Origin of the sequence: Streptomyces sp. NPDC002838, assembly GCF_040295365.1 — a bacterium.
GTDB lineage: Bacteria > Actinomycetota > Actinomycetes > Streptomycetales > Streptomycetaceae > Streptomyces.
In genome coordinates, this window is sequence record NZ_JBEOVF010000010.1 from 203689 (window position 1) to 219954 (window position 16266).

At 70.2% G+C, this 16266-nt stretch carries 17 protein-coding genes; 9 read left to right on the forward strand and 8 right to left on the reverse strand.

What is annotated here, in order from left to right:
• Nucleotides 1–54: 54 nt before the first annotated feature.
• The gene (locus tag ABT063_RS16465) at nt 55–1572 is read right to left on the reverse strand and encodes a glutamate-cysteine ligase family protein (protein WP_351058030.1); all 1518 of its coding nucleotides are present in this window, start codon (nt 1570–1572) and stop codon (nt 55–57) included.
• Nucleotides 1573–1700: 128 nt separating this feature from the next.
• Here ABT063_RS16465 and ABT063_RS16470 point away from each other — a divergent pair, with 128 nt between their 5' ends.
• The 4 genes from ABT063_RS16470 (at nt 1701) to ABT063_RS16485 (ending at nt 4613) form a co-directional block, all read left to right on the forward strand.
• Nucleotides 1701–1874, forward strand: coding sequence for a hypothetical protein (locus ABT063_RS16470; protein WP_351058031.1), 174 nt, complete (start codon nt 1701–1703; stop codon nt 1872–1874).
• A gap of 257 nt (nt 1875–2131) precedes the next feature.
• The gene (locus ABT063_RS16475) at nt 2132–2716 is read left to right on the forward strand and encodes a hypothetical protein (RefSeq protein WP_351058032.1); all 585 of its coding nucleotides are present in this window, start codon (nt 2132–2134) and stop codon (nt 2714–2716) included.
• 417 nt (nt 2717–3133) lie between these two features.
• Nucleotides 3134–3340, forward strand: a complete 207-nt coding sequence (locus tag ABT063_RS16480; protein ID WP_351058033.1) for a DUF5999 family protein — start codon at nt 3134–3136, stop codon at nt 3338–3340.
• A 229-nt stretch (nt 3341–3569) separates the two neighbouring features.
• Nucleotides 3570–4613, forward strand: a complete 1044-nt coding sequence (locus ABT063_RS16485) for a LacI family DNA-binding transcriptional regulator (RefSeq protein ID WP_351058034.1) — start codon at nt 3570–3572, stop codon at nt 4611–4613.
• 79 nt (nt 4614–4692) lie between these two features.
• Here ABT063_RS16485 and ABT063_RS16490 read toward each other — a convergent pair whose 3' ends face one another.
• The 5 genes from ABT063_RS16490 to ABT063_RS16510 form a co-directional block, all read right to left on the reverse strand.
• Complete coding sequence (locus ABT063_RS16490; RefSeq protein ID WP_351058035.1) at nt 4693–5772, reverse strand: endo-1,4-beta-xylanase; 1080 nt, start codon at nt 5770–5772, stop codon at nt 4693–4695.
• A 56-nt stretch (nt 5773–5828) separates the two neighbouring features.
• The gene (locus tag ABT063_RS16495) at nt 5829–6593 is read right to left on the reverse strand and encodes a carbohydrate ABC transporter permease (RefSeq protein WP_351058068.1); all 765 of its coding nucleotides are present in this window, start codon (nt 6591–6593) and stop codon (nt 5829–5831) included.
• 74 nt (nt 6594–6667) lie between these two features.
• A complete protein-coding gene (locus ABT063_RS16500; protein ID WP_351058036.1) occupies nt 6668–7675 on the reverse strand; it encodes a carbohydrate ABC transporter permease in 1008 nt (335 codons plus the stop codon).
• A gap of 5 nt (nt 7676–7680) precedes the next feature.
• A complete protein-coding gene (locus tag ABT063_RS16505) occupies nt 7681–8973 on the reverse strand; it encodes an extracellular solute-binding protein (RefSeq protein WP_351058037.1) in 1293 nt (430 codons plus the stop codon).
• Between the two features lie 197 nt (nt 8974–9170).
• Complete coding sequence (locus tag ABT063_RS16510) at nt 9171–9419, reverse strand: hypothetical protein (protein ID WP_351058038.1); 249 nt, start codon at nt 9417–9419, stop codon at nt 9171–9173.
• Between the two features lie 393 nt (nt 9420–9812).
• On the opposite strand from ABT063_RS16510, the gene ABT063_RS16515 reads away from it, so the two are divergent.
• Nucleotides 9813–11765, forward strand: a complete 1953-nt coding sequence (locus ABT063_RS16515) for an APC family permease (RefSeq protein ID WP_351058039.1) — start codon at nt 9813–9815, stop codon at nt 11763–11765.
• 45 nt (nt 11766–11810) lie between these two features.
• Here the strand turns inward: ABT063_RS16515 and ABT063_RS16520 are convergent, their stop codons facing one another.
• Together ABT063_RS16520 and ABT063_RS16525 are read right to left on the reverse strand one after the other, a co-directional pair.
• Nucleotides 11811–12110 (reverse strand): hypothetical protein, encoded by a 300-nt coding sequence (locus ABT063_RS16520; RefSeq protein WP_351058040.1) that lies wholly within the window; start codon nt 12108–12110, stop codon nt 11811–11813.
• A gap of 177 nt (nt 12111–12287) precedes the next feature.
• A complete protein-coding gene (locus ABT063_RS16525) occupies nt 12288–12416 on the reverse strand; it encodes a DUF1707 domain-containing protein (RefSeq protein ID WP_351058041.1) in 129 nt (42 codons plus the stop codon).
• 128 nt (nt 12417–12544) lie between these two features.
• On the opposite strand from ABT063_RS16525, the gene ABT063_RS16530 reads away from it, so the two are divergent.
• The 4 genes from ABT063_RS16530 to ABT063_RS16545 all read left to right on the forward strand — a co-directional run bounded on the left by ABT063_RS16530 (nt 12545) and on the right by ABT063_RS16545 (nt 16244).
• Entirely contained in the window at nt 12545–12940 is a 396-nt protein-coding gene (locus tag ABT063_RS16530; protein ID WP_351058042.1) for a TOBE domain-containing protein, read from the forward strand.
• Nucleotides 12941–13100: 160 nt separating this feature from the next.
• Nucleotides 13101–13928 (forward strand): molybdate ABC transporter substrate-binding protein, encoded by an 828-nt coding sequence (modA, locus tag ABT063_RS16535; protein WP_351058043.1) that lies wholly within the window; start codon nt 13101–13103, stop codon nt 13926–13928.
• Nucleotides 13925–14776: a molybdate ABC transporter permease subunit gene (gene modB, locus ABT063_RS16540; RefSeq protein WP_502990825.1), complete on the forward strand. Its 852-nt coding sequence runs from the start codon at nt 13925–13927 to the stop codon at nt 14774–14776. The genes modA and modB overlap by 4 nt, the downstream gene beginning before the upstream one ends.
• A 379-nt stretch (nt 14777–15155) precedes the next feature.
• Nucleotides 15156–16244, forward strand: a complete 1089-nt coding sequence (locus ABT063_RS16545) for an ABC transporter ATP-binding protein (protein WP_351058044.1) — start codon at nt 15156–15158, stop codon at nt 16242–16244.
• Nucleotides 16245–16266 lie beyond the last annotated feature (22 nt).

A 16266-nucleotide genomic window follows, 5' to 3' on the forward strand; every position in this document is an offset into this window, starting at 1 on the left:
GCACGCCGCCATACGGTGGCCAGGGTCACGGCCTTCGGCCGGCCCGCGCGGCCCTCAGCCCAGCGGCACCGGCTCCAGCAGCCCCACCGGCCACATGTGCACCGGTTCGCCCTTGTGCATCAGCTCGCGGTACCTCCGGGTCGTGGCGGCCAGCGCGGCCTCCCTCGAGAGCCCCGTCTCCAGCGCCCGGTGGAAGGTCGCCGCCTGCCAGGACGCGCCGTTGACCCGGCGCCGGCACCGCTCCTCGATCACGCCGAGGTAAAGATCCCGGTCGGCGGGCTCCACGCCCCACGCGTCGAGGCCGGCCTCCGCGAGCGGCAGCAGTTCGTCGCGTACGAGGCTGACCGCGTCGACCTCCGCCGTGCCGCCGTATCGTCCGCGTCGGGGCCAGGTGAGGCGGGCGTCGATGCCGTGCCGGCACGCGGCGTCGAAGTTGGCGGCGGCCGCCTCGAACGGCAGCCTGCTCCACACCGGCCGCGACTCCTCGGCGAGGGCGCGGACGACGCCGTAGAAGAAGGCCGCGTTGGCGATGACGTCCGTGATGGTGGGGCCCGCCGGCAGCACGCGATTCTCCACGCGCAGGTGCGGGACGCCGTCGGCGATGCCGTAGACCGGACGGTTCCAGCGGTAGACGGTGCCGTTGTGCAGGACGAGCTCGGCGAGTTTGGGGACGCCGCCCGCGTCGAGGACTTCCAGCGGATCCTCGTCGTCGCAGATGGGCAGCAGGGCCGGGTAGTAGCGCAGGTTCTCCTCGAACAGGTCGTACGCGGAGGAGATCCACCGCTCTCCGAACCAGGTGCGCGGCCGCACTCCCTGGGCCTGGAGCTCGGGCGGGCGGGTGTCGGTCGACTGCTGGAACAGCGGCGGGCGGGACTCGCGCCACAGCTCGCGGCCGAACAGGAACGGCGAGTTGGCGCCCACCGCGACCTGGGCGGCGGCGACGGCCTGCGCGGCGTTCCACACGTCCGCGAAGCGACCCGGCGTGACCTGGAGGTGCAGTTGCACCGACGTGCAGGCGGCTTCGGGCGCGATCGACTTCGAGGTGCAGCTGAGGCGCTCCACCCCGTCGATCTCCAGGGCGAAGTCCTCGCCGCGGGCGGCCACGATCTGCTCGTTGAGCAACGCGTAACGGTCGACGTCGGAGAGGTTGGAGGAGACCAGGTCGTCGCGGTCGAGCGTCGGCAAAATGCCGATCATCACGATTCCCGCGTCGAGCTCACCGGCTTTCCGGTCGGCATATGCCAGGGAGGTGCGGAGTTCCTCGGCAAGCCGGTCGAATACGCGGCCACCCAGCCGATGTGGGGCTATGTTGACTTCCAGGTTGAACATGGCGAGTTCTGTTTGAAAATCTCGGCTCGCGATCCGCTCCAGCACTTGGGCATTCAGCATTTTAGGCATGCCGTCGGCACCGATGAGATTCAATTCGATCTCCAGTCCCATCAGGTTCTTCGGGCGATCGAACCGCTTCTCCGCCAGGAGTCGCTCCAGGCCCGTCAGGCACCGCCGAAGCTTGTCGCGGTAGTGCTGGCGGTCGGACAGGTCGAACGGCGCCGCCACGACCTTCTCCCCCATCGAAGCGTCCCTCCTCGCGATGGGCAGGCCGATGTGCCGGCCGCCGGTGTCGGGGTCAGGTGGGATGATGCCCAGCCCCGACGATCGATAACGTCACGCGCGGGGCCGATGCCCGCTACGCTGTCGAGGTGACCGGCGGCACATTCACCGGGCATGGTGCACTGTGCAGTTTCGAGTGCCCGAAGGGACTCGTGAAAAACGCCGACGAGAATGGGCCGACCGCTCGTCAGGGATTTTCCGAGGTCATCGCCGCGCGGTCGACCCGTAATCGGGATGATCCCCGCGAATCGCCGACCGAATGAACCCTTGCTCTACCCGTCGGAAACGGCTAGACGAAACACTGTCTGAACATATGTCGTATAAACTCCGCGAACAAGGCAGAAGGCTGGCGCCCGCGGCCCTCGGTGCTGCCGTCAGGTGACGTACGGCAGACCTCTTCCGCATCCCTCGCCATCGGACCACGGCCCCCGCCTCTCTGACCCCGTGAGCTGACAGCGTCGTCCGCCCCCAGCCCCGCCCTCGCGCCACCGTGCCTGTCGAACGAGAGAGGCGACCCACCATGCCCCTGCATGTCCCCCCGGCTCCCGCGCCCGCACTTCGCTCCGTCCTCACCGCCCTGGGTTCTCCCACCGCCGTCCGCGAGGCCCGAACTCCCTCCTTGCTGCACGCTCAGGGACCCGCCACGCCCGAGCTACCGCTGCCCGTGCACGTCCTGGACGGGGTCGACGCCGCGGGTGTACCCGCCACCCGGCTGGCCGGCTGGCGCTTCCTGATCCGCTGCGCCGACCGCGCGGTGGCCGCGGCGGAGACCATGCTGACCCCCGACGGCTGGGCGTTCTCCCGGTTCTTCGAGGGCCCCTACGTCGCCTCGACCGAGCGCGCGCTGCGCCAGGCCGAGACCATCACGCAGCCCTACCAGCCGCGCCTGCTGTCGATCCCCGGCCTCTACATGCTCACGCTCTGGCTGCACGGCGACTGCACCGCGGACGGCGCCACCGGCCACCCCGCCGGCACCGACCTGCTCGTCCCGCTGGCGCCCGCGCCACCCGGCATCGCCGCCCACCGTCCACACCGGGTCGCCGAGTTGCTGCCGGTGCTGACTCATCGGGTGACTCCGGCGCCGCTGCTGGGTTCGCCCGCCTGAGATTCCCCCACCGCGACGACTCGCGTACCCCGTTCCCGAATTCCGGGTGGCGGGGTACGCCGCTGTTTCCGGTGCCCTTAAGCTCGTGGGGAGTTTCCCGGTGACCATTTTGCTCGTACGAGCGCTTTATGGCTCGTACGAGCCGGACAGGCCTCCGACCCGTCCGGACTAGCCCCATCCGGCCACCGCGAACCACCCGAAGTGACAGTGCAGTTGGAATGAACCGTCCGGCCGGGTGATGCGTCATGAACCTGTGAGAAGCGGTGCCGCTAAATCCCTGCGGATTGACGCCCGTGGGGCAACACTGGGTTCGGACCGACTAATTCACAACGGGGGGCGGCCATGAACGACGCTTCAAGCCGCGAGACAGACACAACAGCCATCTCATCCGTCACGACAGAGCGAAAGATCCCACCAATGTGCCAGCACAAGCCACCGTGTCCGACAGCCGAATCCGCCGACCGGGAGTCCGCCCGACTCGTGGCTCACCACCCGGAGCAGGGGTGGAGCCTGCTGTGCAACGGCGTTCTGCTCTTCGAGGACACCGGTGAGCTCCTGCCGGACGGCCGGGTCATCGCCCCGCGCCGCCCGACGGCCACGGGCCAGGTGATGACCGCCGCCTGAGCGGCGGCGGGCGGTCCGCCGAACCAGCCGAACCGTCGGATCGCCCGGAGAACATGAGGGGCCGGCTCGCAGCCGTCGGCTGCGCACCGGCCCCGACGCATGTCCAGGGGCGGTCACTCACCGTAGTGGGCCGTGCGTGGTGCCGTCCGCAGCGCGGCCTCTTCCCACGGTCACCCTCTTTCCGGAAGACTCCTGGAAGTTTCGAGAACGCGCCGACGGAGGTGGGGAAGTGGCAGCACACGAGGCCGAGACCGGACCGCAGGCACGGGGCAAGGTCACGATCACGGAGATCGCCCGGCAGGCCGGGGTCTCGGTGCCGACCGTGTCCCGGGTCGTCAACGGCCGGTCCGACGTCTCGCCGCAGACCCGGGCCCGGGTCGAGGACCTCCTGCAACGGCACGGCTATCGCAAGCGCCCCGCCGCCCCCGGCACCCGCGCCGCCCTGCTCGACCTCGTCTTCAACGACCTCGACAGCCCCTGGGCGGTGGAGATCATCCGGGGAGTCGAGGAGGTCGCCCACGCGGCCGGGGTCGGCACGGTGGTGTCGGCGATCCACGGGCGCACGGGCGACGCCCGCGAGTGGCTGCGCAATCTGCGGGCCCGCGCCTCCGACGGCGTCATCCTCGTCACCTCGGCGCTGGAGCCCGTACTGCACGAGGAGTTGTGCATCCTCGGCGTGCCCCTGGTGGTCGTCGACCCGGCCGGCTCCCCCGCCCTCGACGTGCCCACCGTCGGCGCCGCCAACTGGTCGGGCGGTATGGCGGCCACCGAGCACCTGCTGTCGCTGGGCCACCGCAGGATCGGCCTGATCGCGGGACCGCCCCGGCTGCTGTGTTCCCGGGCCCGCTTCGACGGCTACCGCGCGGCCCTGGAGGGCGCCGGCCTCGCGGTGGACGACTCCCTCGTCGTGCCCGGCGACTTCCACCCCGAGTCCGGGTTCACCGGCTGCACCGCCCTGCTGGACCTGCCCGAGCCGCCGACCGCGGTGTTCGCGGCCAGCGACCAGATGGCGCTCGGCGCGATCGAGGCGCTGCGGCGGCGCGGGCTGAGGGTGCCGGAGGACATGAGCGTGGTCGGTTTCGACGACCTTCCGGAAGTCCGCTGGTCGGCTCCGCCCCTCACCACGGTCCGCCAGCCGCTCGCCGACATGGGCAAGCTCGCCGTCCGTACGGTGCTGCGCCTGGCCCGCGACGAACAGCCGGACTCGCCGCGGGTGGAGCTGGGCACGGAGCTGGTGGTGCGGGCGAGTACGGCACCGGTGGCCCAGGCCTGACGCACGCGTTCCCGGGCACCCCCTCGGGCGCCCGGGAACCGGTCCACCCACCGCCGAACGCTGTGCCTTCGGCGGCGCCCTACTTCTTCAGCGCGTCCCTGATCGCGAAGTACGCCGGCTTCGGCGCCAGTTGCTCGTCCCACGGCAGCGCCGCGCCCTCGCCCTCGAAGAACGCCGGGATCCACGAGTACTTGTCCGTGTAGTCCCACAGCGTGATCCCGACGCACCTGCGCACCGCGAGGCACGCCTCGGTCAGGTCGCGGTACCACTCCGCCTGCGTGGCCAGCTTCGCCTCGTCCGCCGGCACGTACATGCGGATGTCGACCTCGGTGAGCGAGGTGTCCAGACCGAGCCGCGAGAAGCGTCGGAGGTTGTCCTCCAACGTGGTCGGATAGCCGTACTGAAGCGCCAGGTGCGCCTGGAGGCCGATGCCGTGCAGCGGGACGCCCTGTGCCTTGAGTTCCTTGGCCAGCTTGTAGTAGGCGTCGCTCTTCGGGCCGATGGCCTCGATGTTGTAGTCGTTGAGGTACAGCTTGACGCGCGGGTCGGCCTGGTGGGCCCAGCGCAGCGCGTCGGCGATGTAACCGGGGCCGAGCGTCTTGTAGAAGATCGTCTCCCGGTAGGTGCCGTCCTCGTTGAAGGCCTCGTTGACGACGTCCCAGGCGAAGACCTTGCCGCGGTAGTGCCGTACCTCCGCCTGGATGTGCTTCTTCAGTACGGCCCTCAGCTCAGGGGCCGTCCACTCGCGACTGGTGAGCCAGCCGGGCAGCTGGCTGTGCCAGACCAGGGTGTGACCGCGCACCTTCTGGTGGTTGGCCCGGGCGAGGTTCACGATCTCGTCGCCCTTGGAGAAGTCGAAGACGCCCTGCTGGGGTTCGGTGGCGTACCACTTCATGCCGTTGCCGGGGGTGATCTGGTCGAACTCACTGCCGAGGAGGGCCTTGTACGGCTCGTCGACGAGTTCGGGGTTGTCGGTGGCGCTGCCGAAATAGCGGCCGTGGCGCTGGGCGAGGTCGGCGAGCGTGGGCTGCTTGCCGTGCTCCTCGCCTGCCTGGGCCGCCGGGCCGGTGGCGACCCCGGCGGCGACCAGGACGGCGGCGAGGGCGCCGGCGAGTCTGAGCCGGGTGCGGGAGCGGATCGTCGTACGGATGGTGCGCATGGTGCGACTCCTCACGGTCGGATGTGGGTGTGAGCCGTACGTCCGCGGGCGCGCGGTCATCCCTTCGTGGCGCCGGCGGTGAGGCCGCCGACGAGCTGGCGCTCGGCGACCGAGTAGAAGGCGAGGGCGGGGACCATGGCCAGGACGAGGTAGGCGAAGACGCGGGCGGTGTCCGCGGAGTACTGGCCCTGGAACTGCTGGACACCGATGGGGATGGTCCACCACGTGGAGTCGGTGAACACCAGCAGCGGCAGGAAGAAGTTGTTCCAGCTGGTGACGACGGCGAGGACCGAGACGGTGCCGAGCGCGGGCCGCGCCATGGGCAGCAGGACTCGCCAGAAGAAGCCGAAGGGACCGCAGCCGTCGAGGGTGGCCGCCTCCTCCAGTTCGCCGGGGATCTGCCGGAAGAAGCCACGCAGGATGATGATCGTCATCGGCAGCCCGAAGGCCGCCTGCGGGAGGATCACGCCGAGGGGGTTGTCCAGCAGGTCCATCGAACGCAGCAGCAGGAACAGCGGCAGGGCCGCCACCGCGAAGGGGAACATCAGCCCCATCGTGAACAGCGTGAACAGCAACTCCCGCCCGCGGAAGGCGAACCGCGCGAAGGAGAACGCGGCGAGCGCGGAGACCGCGACGACGATGACGGTCGTCGCCACCGCGATCAGCGTGCTGCTGCCGAGCAGCTGCCAGAAGGAGCCTGAGCCGAGGATGCCGGTGTAGTTGGAGGTCACCCACGGGCCGGGCAGCCCGATCGGGTTGCTGGAGAGCTGGTCGGTGGACTTGAAGCCGGAGAAGACGGCGTAGAGCAGCGGTACGGCCATCACGGCGCCGACGGCGACGAGGACGACGTGGACCGGGAAGGTCTTCCCGCGCTTTCCGCTGGGGGACTTGGTCGTCACTTGCCGCCTCCTCGCATGGTCGTGGTGGCCCCTTCGAGGTCGCGGCGGAGCACGAACCGCTGGTAGGCGAGGGCGAAGACGAGGCTGATGCCGAACATGACCACGCTGATCGCGCTGGCGTAGCCGACCTGGTAGCGCTTGAAGCCGTACTGGAACATGGTCACGGCCATCGTCTCGGAGTGGTGGTCGGGGCCGCCCGCGGTGGTCACCCACACCAGGTCGAAGAGCTGGATGGAGCCGATGACGGACAGGAAGACGCTGATGCGCAGGGTGGGCGCGAGCAGCGGCAGGGTGACGTTGCGGAACCGCTGCCAGGCGTTGGCTCCGTCGATCAGCGCCGCCTCGGTCAACTCGGCCGGGATGGACTGGAGTCCGGCCAGGTAGAGCATCATGTGGAAGCCGAAGTACTTCCAGGTCATGACGAGGAAGAGGGTCGCCATGACGGTGGAGGGATCGGCGAACCACTCCCCGCCCAGCCCGTCCAGGCCGATGCCGCCCAGGATCCGGTCGGCGAGGCCGTCGTCCGGGGCGAAGATCATGCTGAACAGCACGCCGGTGATGGCCTCGGACAGGACGTACGGCGCGAAGAACAGCATCCGGTAGACCGCTCGGCCGCGCACCTTCTGGTTGAGCAGGACGGCCATGGCCAGCGCGAACGGCAGCTGGAGGGCGAGCGACAGCAGCACCAGGACCAGGCAGCGCCACAGGTCGCCCAGGAAGACCTCGTCCTGGAAGAGCCGGGTGAAGTTGTCGCCGCCGATGTAGTCGGAGGGCATGCCGAAGCCGCCCCAGCGGAAGAAGGCGGCGTACAGGGCGAACAGGATCGGCAGCAGCACCAGCACGCCGAACAGCACCAGGGCGGGCAGCTGGAATCCGACCGCGGTGAGCCAGTTCAGCGCGCGGCGCCGGGCCCGCCCCCGGGCCGCGCCTGCGGCCGGGGGCGGGAGATCGACGTCGGGGCCGGTCCGTTTGTCCGGAAGGAAGGTGGGGGTCGTGGAGGACACGTCGGTTACTGCTCTTCCTTCGCGGTCTTGGTGATCGACTCGGTGACCTGCTCGGGGGACTTGGAGCCGGCGACGAGCGCGGCCACGCTGTCGTTGACCTCCTGGCCGAGCGCGGGCGCGTAGGCCTGGTCGAGGTAGAGCTGGAAGCCGGTGGCACCCTTCAACTGCTTCTGTACGGCCTGAAGGTTGGGGTCGGTGAGGGCGCTCTCGGCGGCCGGAACGACCGGGAGGACGCCGGTCTTCTTGACCAGTTCCAGGTCGGTGGCCTCGGAGGCGAAGAACTTCAGGAAGTCGACGGCCGCCTGCGGCGCGCCCTGGCGCAGGGCATGCCCGCCGCCCCCGCCGAAGACCTCGGTGATGGCACCCTTGCCACCCTCGACCGCGGGGAACGGGAAGAAGCCGAGGTCGTCGCCGAGGCCCTTGCCTTGGTCCGCCTGGACGACCGGTGCCCACTGGCCCATGAGCTCCATGGCCGCCTTGCCGTTGCCGACGGCGGCGGCCTGCCCGTTGGGGGTGGAGTAGGCGGCGCCGAGGAAGCCCTTCTGGAACGGCTGGAGATCGACCAGATCCTGCAGGTGCTGTCCGGCCTGGACGAAGTCGTCGCCCGTGAAGTCCTTGTCGCCGTTGGCCTTCTGCAGGGCCTCGGCACCCGCCGTGCGCATCGCGAGGTAGGCCCAGTAGTACATGCCGGGCCACTTCTCCTTGCCCGCGAGGGCGAGGGGGGTGACGCCCTTGGCCTTCAGCTTGCTCACGGCGTCGAGGAAGCCGCTCCAGGTGGTCGGGGGCGTGCTGACGCCCGCCTGCTTGAAGAGCGCCTTGTTGTACCAGAAGCCGATCATGCCGATGTCGAACGGGATGCCGTACACCTTCTCGTCGAGCAGATACGGCTCCCTGGCCACCGGCAGCAGGCTGTCGGCCCACGGCTTGGTCCGGTCCGTGAGGTCCTCGACGAGCCCCGCGTCGACCTGCTGCCTCAGGACGCCGCCGCCCCAGGTGTGGAAGATGTCCGGGAGCTTCCCGGAGGCGGTCAGCGCCGTCATCTTCGACTTGTAGGCCTCGTTCTCCAGCTCGACGATCTTTATCTTCACCTTGGGGTTCTGGGCCTCGAACTTCTTGGCCAGTGCGGCCCAGACGCCCTTCGTGGGCTCGGTGGTGGAGATGTTCCACCACTCGACGGTGGTCGTCCCCGACGACCCTCCGTCAGAGTCGCCGCCGCAGCCGCTCAGTGCCGTCATGCTCAGACCGGCCGCGGCGGACGCCGCCAGGAAGCCGCGGCGGGACAGTGCCGGGTCGCCCATGTTGCGCTCCTTGGGTACGGGACGGCGCGTCCGCGGCCGTCCGCTGGACCGAAAGTTTCGGAGTTGATCCAGAAAGGTTCGTTGTTGCCGCACCCTAGAGACAGCTGCCAAACGGTGGCAACCCCTTGTACGCGGGGAATGTTGAGGGAACCCGCCGCCAACTTGTTCCGGAAAGCGCCCGCTTCACGGGCCCTGCCTCACAAGCCCGACGAGGCGTACGCGGACCAGCCGAAGGGCGCGCTGTCTTCGATGACGTACAGGCCGGTCACACGGCGGTGGGGCTCCGGCGACGTGAGCGGACGGAAAGGGCCGTCGAGTTCGGCGAGCGGCTCACCGTCCGCGACCCGGAAGGCGGTCGTGTCGAGGCGGCCCGGCTCGATTCCGGCGGGGGCCTCCGCCCCGGCCGCTCGCTCAGCGGCCAGGAGGAACTCGGGGTCGTCCAGCACCTCCAACTGCCCCGGCTGGTTCCCGCACTGGAATCCGGATGGGGGCCGACGATCGCTGGGCGGTCACAGAGACGAAACTTTCGGATGACCTGGCGAACGTTACGGAGCCGCACTGTAGGTGGCCCTGGGAGCAGGGACAAGAGGTCGAGCACCCGCCGGTGGACCTTGGACGGCTGGCGTTCGCTGCGAACAAGGTCCCACGACTATGACGTGGCGGAGTCACGTAGGCCGGCTGCGCCCAGAGCAACCGGAACCTCAGCCAGTCTTAACGCAAGCTTGACTCGCTCACCCCCCTCATCCGAAGGCCCGAGCGTCACTCTCCGCTTACGCTGGTCGCGCCGTACGCGTGGGGGCCGCAGCCACACGTTGAGCCGCACCCCAGGAGCACGACCGATGGCCACCACCGAACACCTCCCGCCCAGTCGCCTGCGCTCCTGGATGCTGGAAGGCCTGTCCGACATGGGCAAAGGCGGCGGCCACCAGGGACCGCACGCCACACCGGAACCCGCGCACGAGGGCCGGGCCTGGTGGCGCGTCATGTGCCTGACCGGCGTCGACTACTTCTCCACCCTCGGCTATCAGCCTGGCATCGCGGCCCTCGCGGCCGGCCTGTTGTCACCCATCGCGACCATCATCCTCGTGATCGTCACCCTGGCGGGCGCCCTGCCCGTGTACCGGCGCGTGGCCGAGGAGAGCCCTCGCGGCGAGGGCTCGATCGCGATGCTGGAGCGGCTGCTGTCCTTCTGGAAGGGCAAGCTGTTCGTCCTCACCCTGCTCGGCTTCGCCGCCACCGACTTCCTGATCACCATCACGCTGTCGGCGGCGGACGCCTCGACCCATCTCGTCGAGAACCCGCATCTGACCAGCGTCCTGCACGACAAACAGCTGCTGATCACCTTGATCCTCGTGGCCCTGCTCGGCGCGGTGTTCCTCAAGGGCTTCCTGGAGGCCATCGGCGTCGCGGTCGCCCTCGTCGGCATCTACCTCGCGCTGAACGTCATCGTCGTGATCGTCGGCCTGTGGCACGTCGCCACCGCGAGCCATGTCGTCACCGACTGGTCCAGCGCCCTGACCGCCGAACACGGCAACGTCTTCGTCATGATCGGCCTGGCCCTGGTCGTCTTCCCCAAGCTCGCGCTCGGCCTCTCCGGCTTCGAGACCGGCGTCGCCGTGATGCCGCACGTCAAGGGCGAGCCGGGCGACACGGAGGAGCGGCCGGCCGGCCGGATCCGGGACACGAAAAAGCTGCTGACCGCGGCCGCCGTGATCATGAGCGGGTTCCTGATCACCACCAGCTTCATCACCACCCTCCTGATCCCGGAGAAGGAGTTCGAGTCGGGCGGCGACGCCAACGGCCGCGCACTGGCCTACCTGGCGCACGACTACCTCGGCAGCGCCTTCGGCACGGTCTACGACATCTCGACGATCGCCATCCTCTGGTTCGCCGGCGCCTCGGCGATGGCCGGACTGCTCAACCTGATGCCCCGCTACCTGCCCCGCTACGGCATGGCCCCGCACTGGGCCCGCGCCGTGCGCCCCATGGTCGTCGTCTTCACCCTCGTCGCCTTCCTGGTCACCTGGATCTTCGACGCGGACGTCGACGCCCAGGGCGGCGCCTACGCCACCGGCGTCCTGGTGCTGATCAGCTCCGCCGCGATCGCGGTGACCATCGCCGCCAGCAAGGCCGGCCAGCGGAACTGGACGATCGCGTTCGCGGTGATCTCGGCGGTGTTCCTCTACACGACGGTGGTGAACGTCATCGAGCGCCCCGACGGCGTGAAGATCGGCGCCTGCTTCATCGCCGGCATCATCCTGCTCTCCCTGCTGTCCCGGCTGGCCCGCGCCTTCGAGCTGCGCGTGACCAGCGTGGCGCTGGATGACATGGCGGAACGTTTCATCAGGGACATGGCCAGCCGCAGGATACGGTTCATCGCCAACGAACCCGACCAGCGCGACAAGGCCGAGTACCGCGACAAGATCGAGCAGATCCGGCAGGACAACGACATCGCCGGGGACGACTTCGTCTTCGTCGAGGTCACGGTCCTCGACCCGTCCGAGTTCGAGGCGGGCCTGACCGTGCGCGGCGAGGTCCTGCACAACCGCTACCGCGTCCTGACCCTCGAGTCCTCCTCCATCCCGAACGCCCTGGCCGCCCTGCTCCTGCACGTCCGCGACACGACCGGCTGCACCCCGCACATCTACTTCGAATGGACCGAGGGCAACCCCTTCGCCAACTTCCTGCGCTTCCTCCTCTTCGGCCAGGGCGAGGTCGCCCCGGTCACCCGAGAGGTCCTCCGCGAGGCGGAGCCGGACCGGGTCCGCCGCCCACGCGTCCACACGGGCTGAGCAACGCGCCTGCAGTGGCTGAGCCCCTGAGCCTCGGGCCGCCTCTCAGGCACGCACCGCCTTCCTGCCGAACCCGCGTCGCGGCGGACGCACCACGACCTGCCCGAAACTCAGCTCTCCGGCGATCTCCACGCGCAACACCGAGGGAGCATCGGACACGGCTCCACGCGTCTTGATCTTGGAGTAGTTCGTCACCAGGGCGTCGGTGTCCACCACCACGCCCGGTGGGGTCGCCAGCCTGAGGGCGCCGCCGCGTATGTCGAGATCGATGCGCAGGGTGTCGTACGTGATCACGGCCTCGGTGAAGTCGAGCGTGACCTCACCCCAGTCGGAGTGGATCTCCATCCGCCGCGGCACCACCCAACCCTCGCCGCGCCGCACCGAGGCGCCTTGCTGTTCGATCCGGACGGTGTCCTTTCACCTCGCCCGCACCCCCGCCCGCCGTCGACGGCAGGTCCGCCGTCAACCCGGCCAGTTCTCCATCGTGCGCGCGGACAGGGCGGCCTCCAGGCGCTCGTCGAGCTACTCGGCTGTCAGTCGGCCGTCCCCCGCGGCGATGCGCAGCACGTCCACGACCCGGTCGCGGTCCGCATGCGAGGCCCGCAGGTCCGATTCCGGCGACACGCCTGTGCGCAAGAGTTCTCCGGCCATGGCCTCACCCCGATCTCCCGGGCGCCCGCACGGACACCTCCATCCTCGACAAACTAACGTTATATCGCGTCATACTCAACGGCCAACCCCACGTCACGGTTCCCCTCCGGCGCCCTATCGTGACCGGCATGCAGTCCTACACAATCGGCCAGGCGGCACGGCTGCTCGGCGTGAGCCCCGACACCGCGCGCCGCTGGGCGGATGCGGGCCGGGTGGCGACCCACCGCGACGACAGCGGGCGGCGGCTCATCGACGGGCGGGACCTGGCCGCGTTCTCGGTGGAGCTCGCCAAGGCCCAGAGCTCCGACGAGGAAGCGCCGTACACCTCCGCCCGCAACGCCTTCCCGGGCATCGTGACGGCGATCAAGCTGGGCGATGTGGCCGCCCAGGTCGAGATCCAGGCAGGACCGCACCGGCTGGTCTCCCTCCTGACCCGGGAAGCCGTGGAGGAACTCGGCCTGGAGGTCGGCATGGAGGCCACCGCCCGCGTGAAGTCGACGAACGTACATATCGACCGCACCTGAACGGCAGCCCTCAGTAGAAACGCACATGCGCACCCCTACTACCTCTCACACCCGCTCATGCGATGCCACAGCAGACTTAGGCCTCGCACATGCGGAAGTATGATCGGTGCACCGGAGGGGTCCGACGGCCTCCTCCCCCGCCGACCAAGGGAGTGGACCCGTGACGACCCGTTCCGCGCACCGGACCCGCCGGACCCTGCGGGCGGCCGGTGCGGGAGCCGCCGCGCTGCTGGCCCTGAGCGCCTGCTCCTCCTCGACCGATTCTTCCGACGCGGGATCCGACGCCGCCGCCTCCGGCTCCTCGGCGAAGCTCTCCGGCACGGTGACCGTCTTCGCCGCCGCCTCGCTCCAGGAGAGCTTCACGACCCTGGGCAATGAGTTCGAGAAGGAGCACCCGGGCACGACGGTGACCTTCAACTTCGGCGGCAGCGACACGCTCGCCGCGAGCATCACCGGCGGCGCTCCGGCCGACGTCTTCGCCGCGGCCAGCACCAAGACGATGGCGAACGTGACGGACAGAAAGGACGCGGTCGGCACGCCGGCCACCTTCGTCCGCAACCAGCTGGAGATCGCCACCCTGCCCGGCAACCCGGACAAGGTCTCCTCGCTCAAGGACCTCACCAAGTCGGGCCTGAAGGTCGTCCTGTGCGACAGGACGGTGCCGTGCGGCTCCGCCGCCGAGACGGCCCTGAAGGCCAGTGGCCTCGAGCTCACGCCGGTCTCGTACGAGCAGGACGTCAAGAGCGCCCTGACGAAGGTCGAGCTGAAGGAAGCCGACGCCGCCGTCGTCTACAAGACCGACGTGAAGGCGGCGGGTGACAAGGTCGAGGGCGTGGACTTCCCCGAATCGGCCAAGGCCATCAACGACTACCCGATCGCCCTCCTCCACAACGCCCCCAACCCCACCACGGCGAAGGCCTTCATCGAGCTGGTGAAGTCCGCCGAGGGCCAGAAGGTCCTGACCGAAGCGGGGTTCCTCAAGCCGTGACCGGGTCCGGCAAGACCGACACCGTCGCCCTGGAGGGTGGGCCGCGTCGGCGTGTCCGGGCGGGCGGCGGCCGAGGGGTGCCCCTGCCCCTCCTGATCCCCGCCCTCGCCGGCCTGGCGTTCCTCCTCCTGCCGCTGATCGCCCTGCTCGTACGGGCACCCTGGCGCAGCCTCCCCGAACAGCTGACCAGCGCCGAGGTCTGGGAAGCTCTGCGCCTGTCCCTGGTGTGCGCCACGGCGGCGACCGCGCTGAGCCTGGTCATCGGCGTCCCGCTGGCCTGGCTGCTGGCGCGCACCGACTTCCCCGGCCGCGGTCTGGTCCGCGCCCTGGTGACCCTGCCCCTCGTCCTGCCCCCCGTAGTCGGTGGCGTCGCCCTGCTGCTCGCGCTCGGCCGCAACGGCGTCGTCGGACAGTGGCTGGACTCCTGGTTCGGGATCACGCTCCCCTTCACCACGACGGGCGTGGTCCTGGCGGAGACCTTCGTGGCGATGCCGTTCCTCGTCATCAGCGTGGAGGGCACCCTGCGCGCCGCCGACCCGCGCTACGAGGAGGCGGCGACCACGCTGGGCGCCTCCCGCTTCACCGCGTTCCGCCGCGTCACGCTGCCGCTGATCGCGCCGGGTATCGCGGCCGGCTCGGTGCTGGCCTGGGCGCGGGCACTGGGCGAGTTCGGGGCGACGATCACCTTCGCGGGCAACTTCCCCGGCCGTACGCAGACCATGCCGCTCGCGGTCTACCTGGCCCTGCAGAACGACCCGGCGGCCGCGATCGCCCTCAGCCTGGTGCTGCTCGCCGTGTCGATCGCGGTCCTGGCGGGACTGCGGGACCGTTGGATGACGACGTCATGACGGTCAGCCGTACGCCCTCGCACGCAACCGACACGTCAAGCCGCCGACACCCACGCGCGCCCGACCACCCCGCCAGGCTGCGGGCAACCGTGCCGTCCAGCCACGCCGTCAGGCTGCGGGCGGCCCTGCCGCCCAGCTACCCCGCCACTCTGCGGTCAGTCGTGCCGCCTGGGGCGGCACCCGTCCCAAAGAAAGGCGGCACCCCGCCGGCGCCGGGCCGCGCTCCCCACCCCCGGCCCGCACGCACCCCGCTCACGAATGAACCCCGCCCACCGAGCCCCCCGGCGCCAACACCCTCCACGCAACGAACGCACGAGGCGCCTCCCCACCCCCAGCCCACCGCTCCCCACAACCAACCCCGCTCCAGGACCCGCACCCCATGACCGACCTCGACGACACCACAGCCGACGCCCCCGCCGAAGGCACCCGCGAAGGCCTCGACGCCCACCTCGTCGTCGACCGCGGCACCTTCCGCCTCAACGTCACGCTGACCGCCGCCCCCGGCGACGTCGTAGCCCTGCTCGGCCCGAACGGCGCCGGCAAGACCACGGCCCTACGCGCCCTCGCCGGCCTCGCGCCACTCACAGGCGGTCACCTGCGACTGGACGGCGCCGCCCTGGACCGTACACCGCCCGAGTCCCGCCCGGTGGGCGTCGTCTTCCAGGACTACCTGCTCTTCCCCCACCTCACCGCCCTCGACAACGTGGCCTTCGGCCCACGCTGCCAGGGCGCCACCAAGTCCGAGGCCCGAGCCCAGGCCGCCGAGTGGCTGGACCGCATGGGCCTCGCCGAGCACGCCGGAGCCAAGCCCCGCGGGCTCTCCGGCGGCCAGGCCCAGCGCGTAGCCCTCGCCCGCGCCCTGGCCACCCGCCCCCGCCTGCTCCTCCTCGACGAACCGCTCGCCGCCCTGGACGCCCGCACCCGCCTGGAGGTACGGGCGCAACTCCGCCGCCACCTGGCCGAGTTCGAGGCCGTCGCCGTCCTGGTCACGCACGACCCGCTGGACGCCATGGTGCTGGCCGACCGGCTGGTGGTCGTCGAACACGGCCGGGTCGTCCAGGAGGGCACACCCGCCGACATCGCCCGCCATCCGCGCACGGACTACATCGCGCAACTGGTCGGCCTGAACCTCTACAAGGGGCAGGCCGACGGCCACACCGTGCGGCTCGACGCCGGCCCCGCCATCACCACCACGGAGGACCTCGCCGGCCCGGTCTTCGTCGCGTTCCCCCCGGGGGCCGTGACTCTCTACCGCGACAGGCCGACCGGCTCCAGCGCCCGCAACCTGTGGCGCTGCGAGGTGGCCGGGCTGGAGACCCACGGCGACCAGATCCGCGCGGACCTCACCGGCGAACTCCCCCTCGCCGCCGACCTCACCACGGTCGCCGCGGCCGAACTCGACCTGCACCCGGGCGCACCGGTCTGGGCGGCGGTCAAGGCGACGCAGACACACGCATACCCGGCATAAGACCCGACGGCGGCTACGGTGG

Bases quoted from the DNA above. Each gene is read 5' to 3' on its own strand.
- ABT063_RS16465 (WP_351058030.1), bottom strand. From the start codon at position 1,572: ATGGGGGAGAAGGTCGTGGCGGCGCCGTTCGACCTGTCCGACCGCCAG.
- ABT063_RS16475 (WP_351058032.1), top strand. From the start codon at position 2,132: ATGCCCCTGCATGTCCCCCCGGCTCCCGCGCCCGCACTTCGCTCCGTC.
- ABT063_RS16480 (WP_351058033.1), top strand. From the start codon at position 3,134: ATGTGCCAGCACAAGCCACCGTGTCCGACAGCCGAATCCGCCGACCGG.
- ABT063_RS16490 (WP_351058035.1), bottom strand. From the start codon at position 5,772: ATGCGCACCATCCGTACGACGATCCGCTCCCGCACCCGGCTCAGACTC.
- ABT063_RS16495 (WP_351058068.1), bottom strand. From the start codon at position 6,593: ATGGCCGTACCGCTGCTCTACGCCGTCTTCTCCGGCTTCAAGTCCACC.
- ABT063_RS16505 (WP_351058037.1), bottom strand. From the start codon at position 8,973: ATGGGCGACCCGGCACTGTCCCGCCGCGGCTTCCTGGCGGCGTCCGCC.
- ABT063_RS16515 (WP_351058039.1), top strand. From the start codon at position 9,813: ATGGCCACCACCGAACACCTCCCGCCCAGTCGCCTGCGCTCCTGGATG.
- ABT063_RS16520 (WP_351058040.1), bottom strand. From the start codon at position 12,110: ATGGAGATCCACTCCGACTGGGGTGAGGTCACGCTCGACTTCACCGAG.
- ABT063_RS16525 (WP_351058041.1), bottom strand. From the start codon at position 12,416: ATGGCCGGAGAACTCTTGCGCACAGGCGTGTCGCCGGAATCGGACCTG.
- ABT063_RS16530 (WP_351058042.1), top strand. From the start codon at position 12,545: ATGCAGTCCTACACAATCGGCCAGGCGGCACGGCTGCTCGGCGTGAGC.
- ABT063_RS16545 (WP_351058044.1), top strand. From the start codon at position 15,156: ATGACCGACCTCGACGACACCACAGCCGACGCCCCCGCCGAAGGCACC.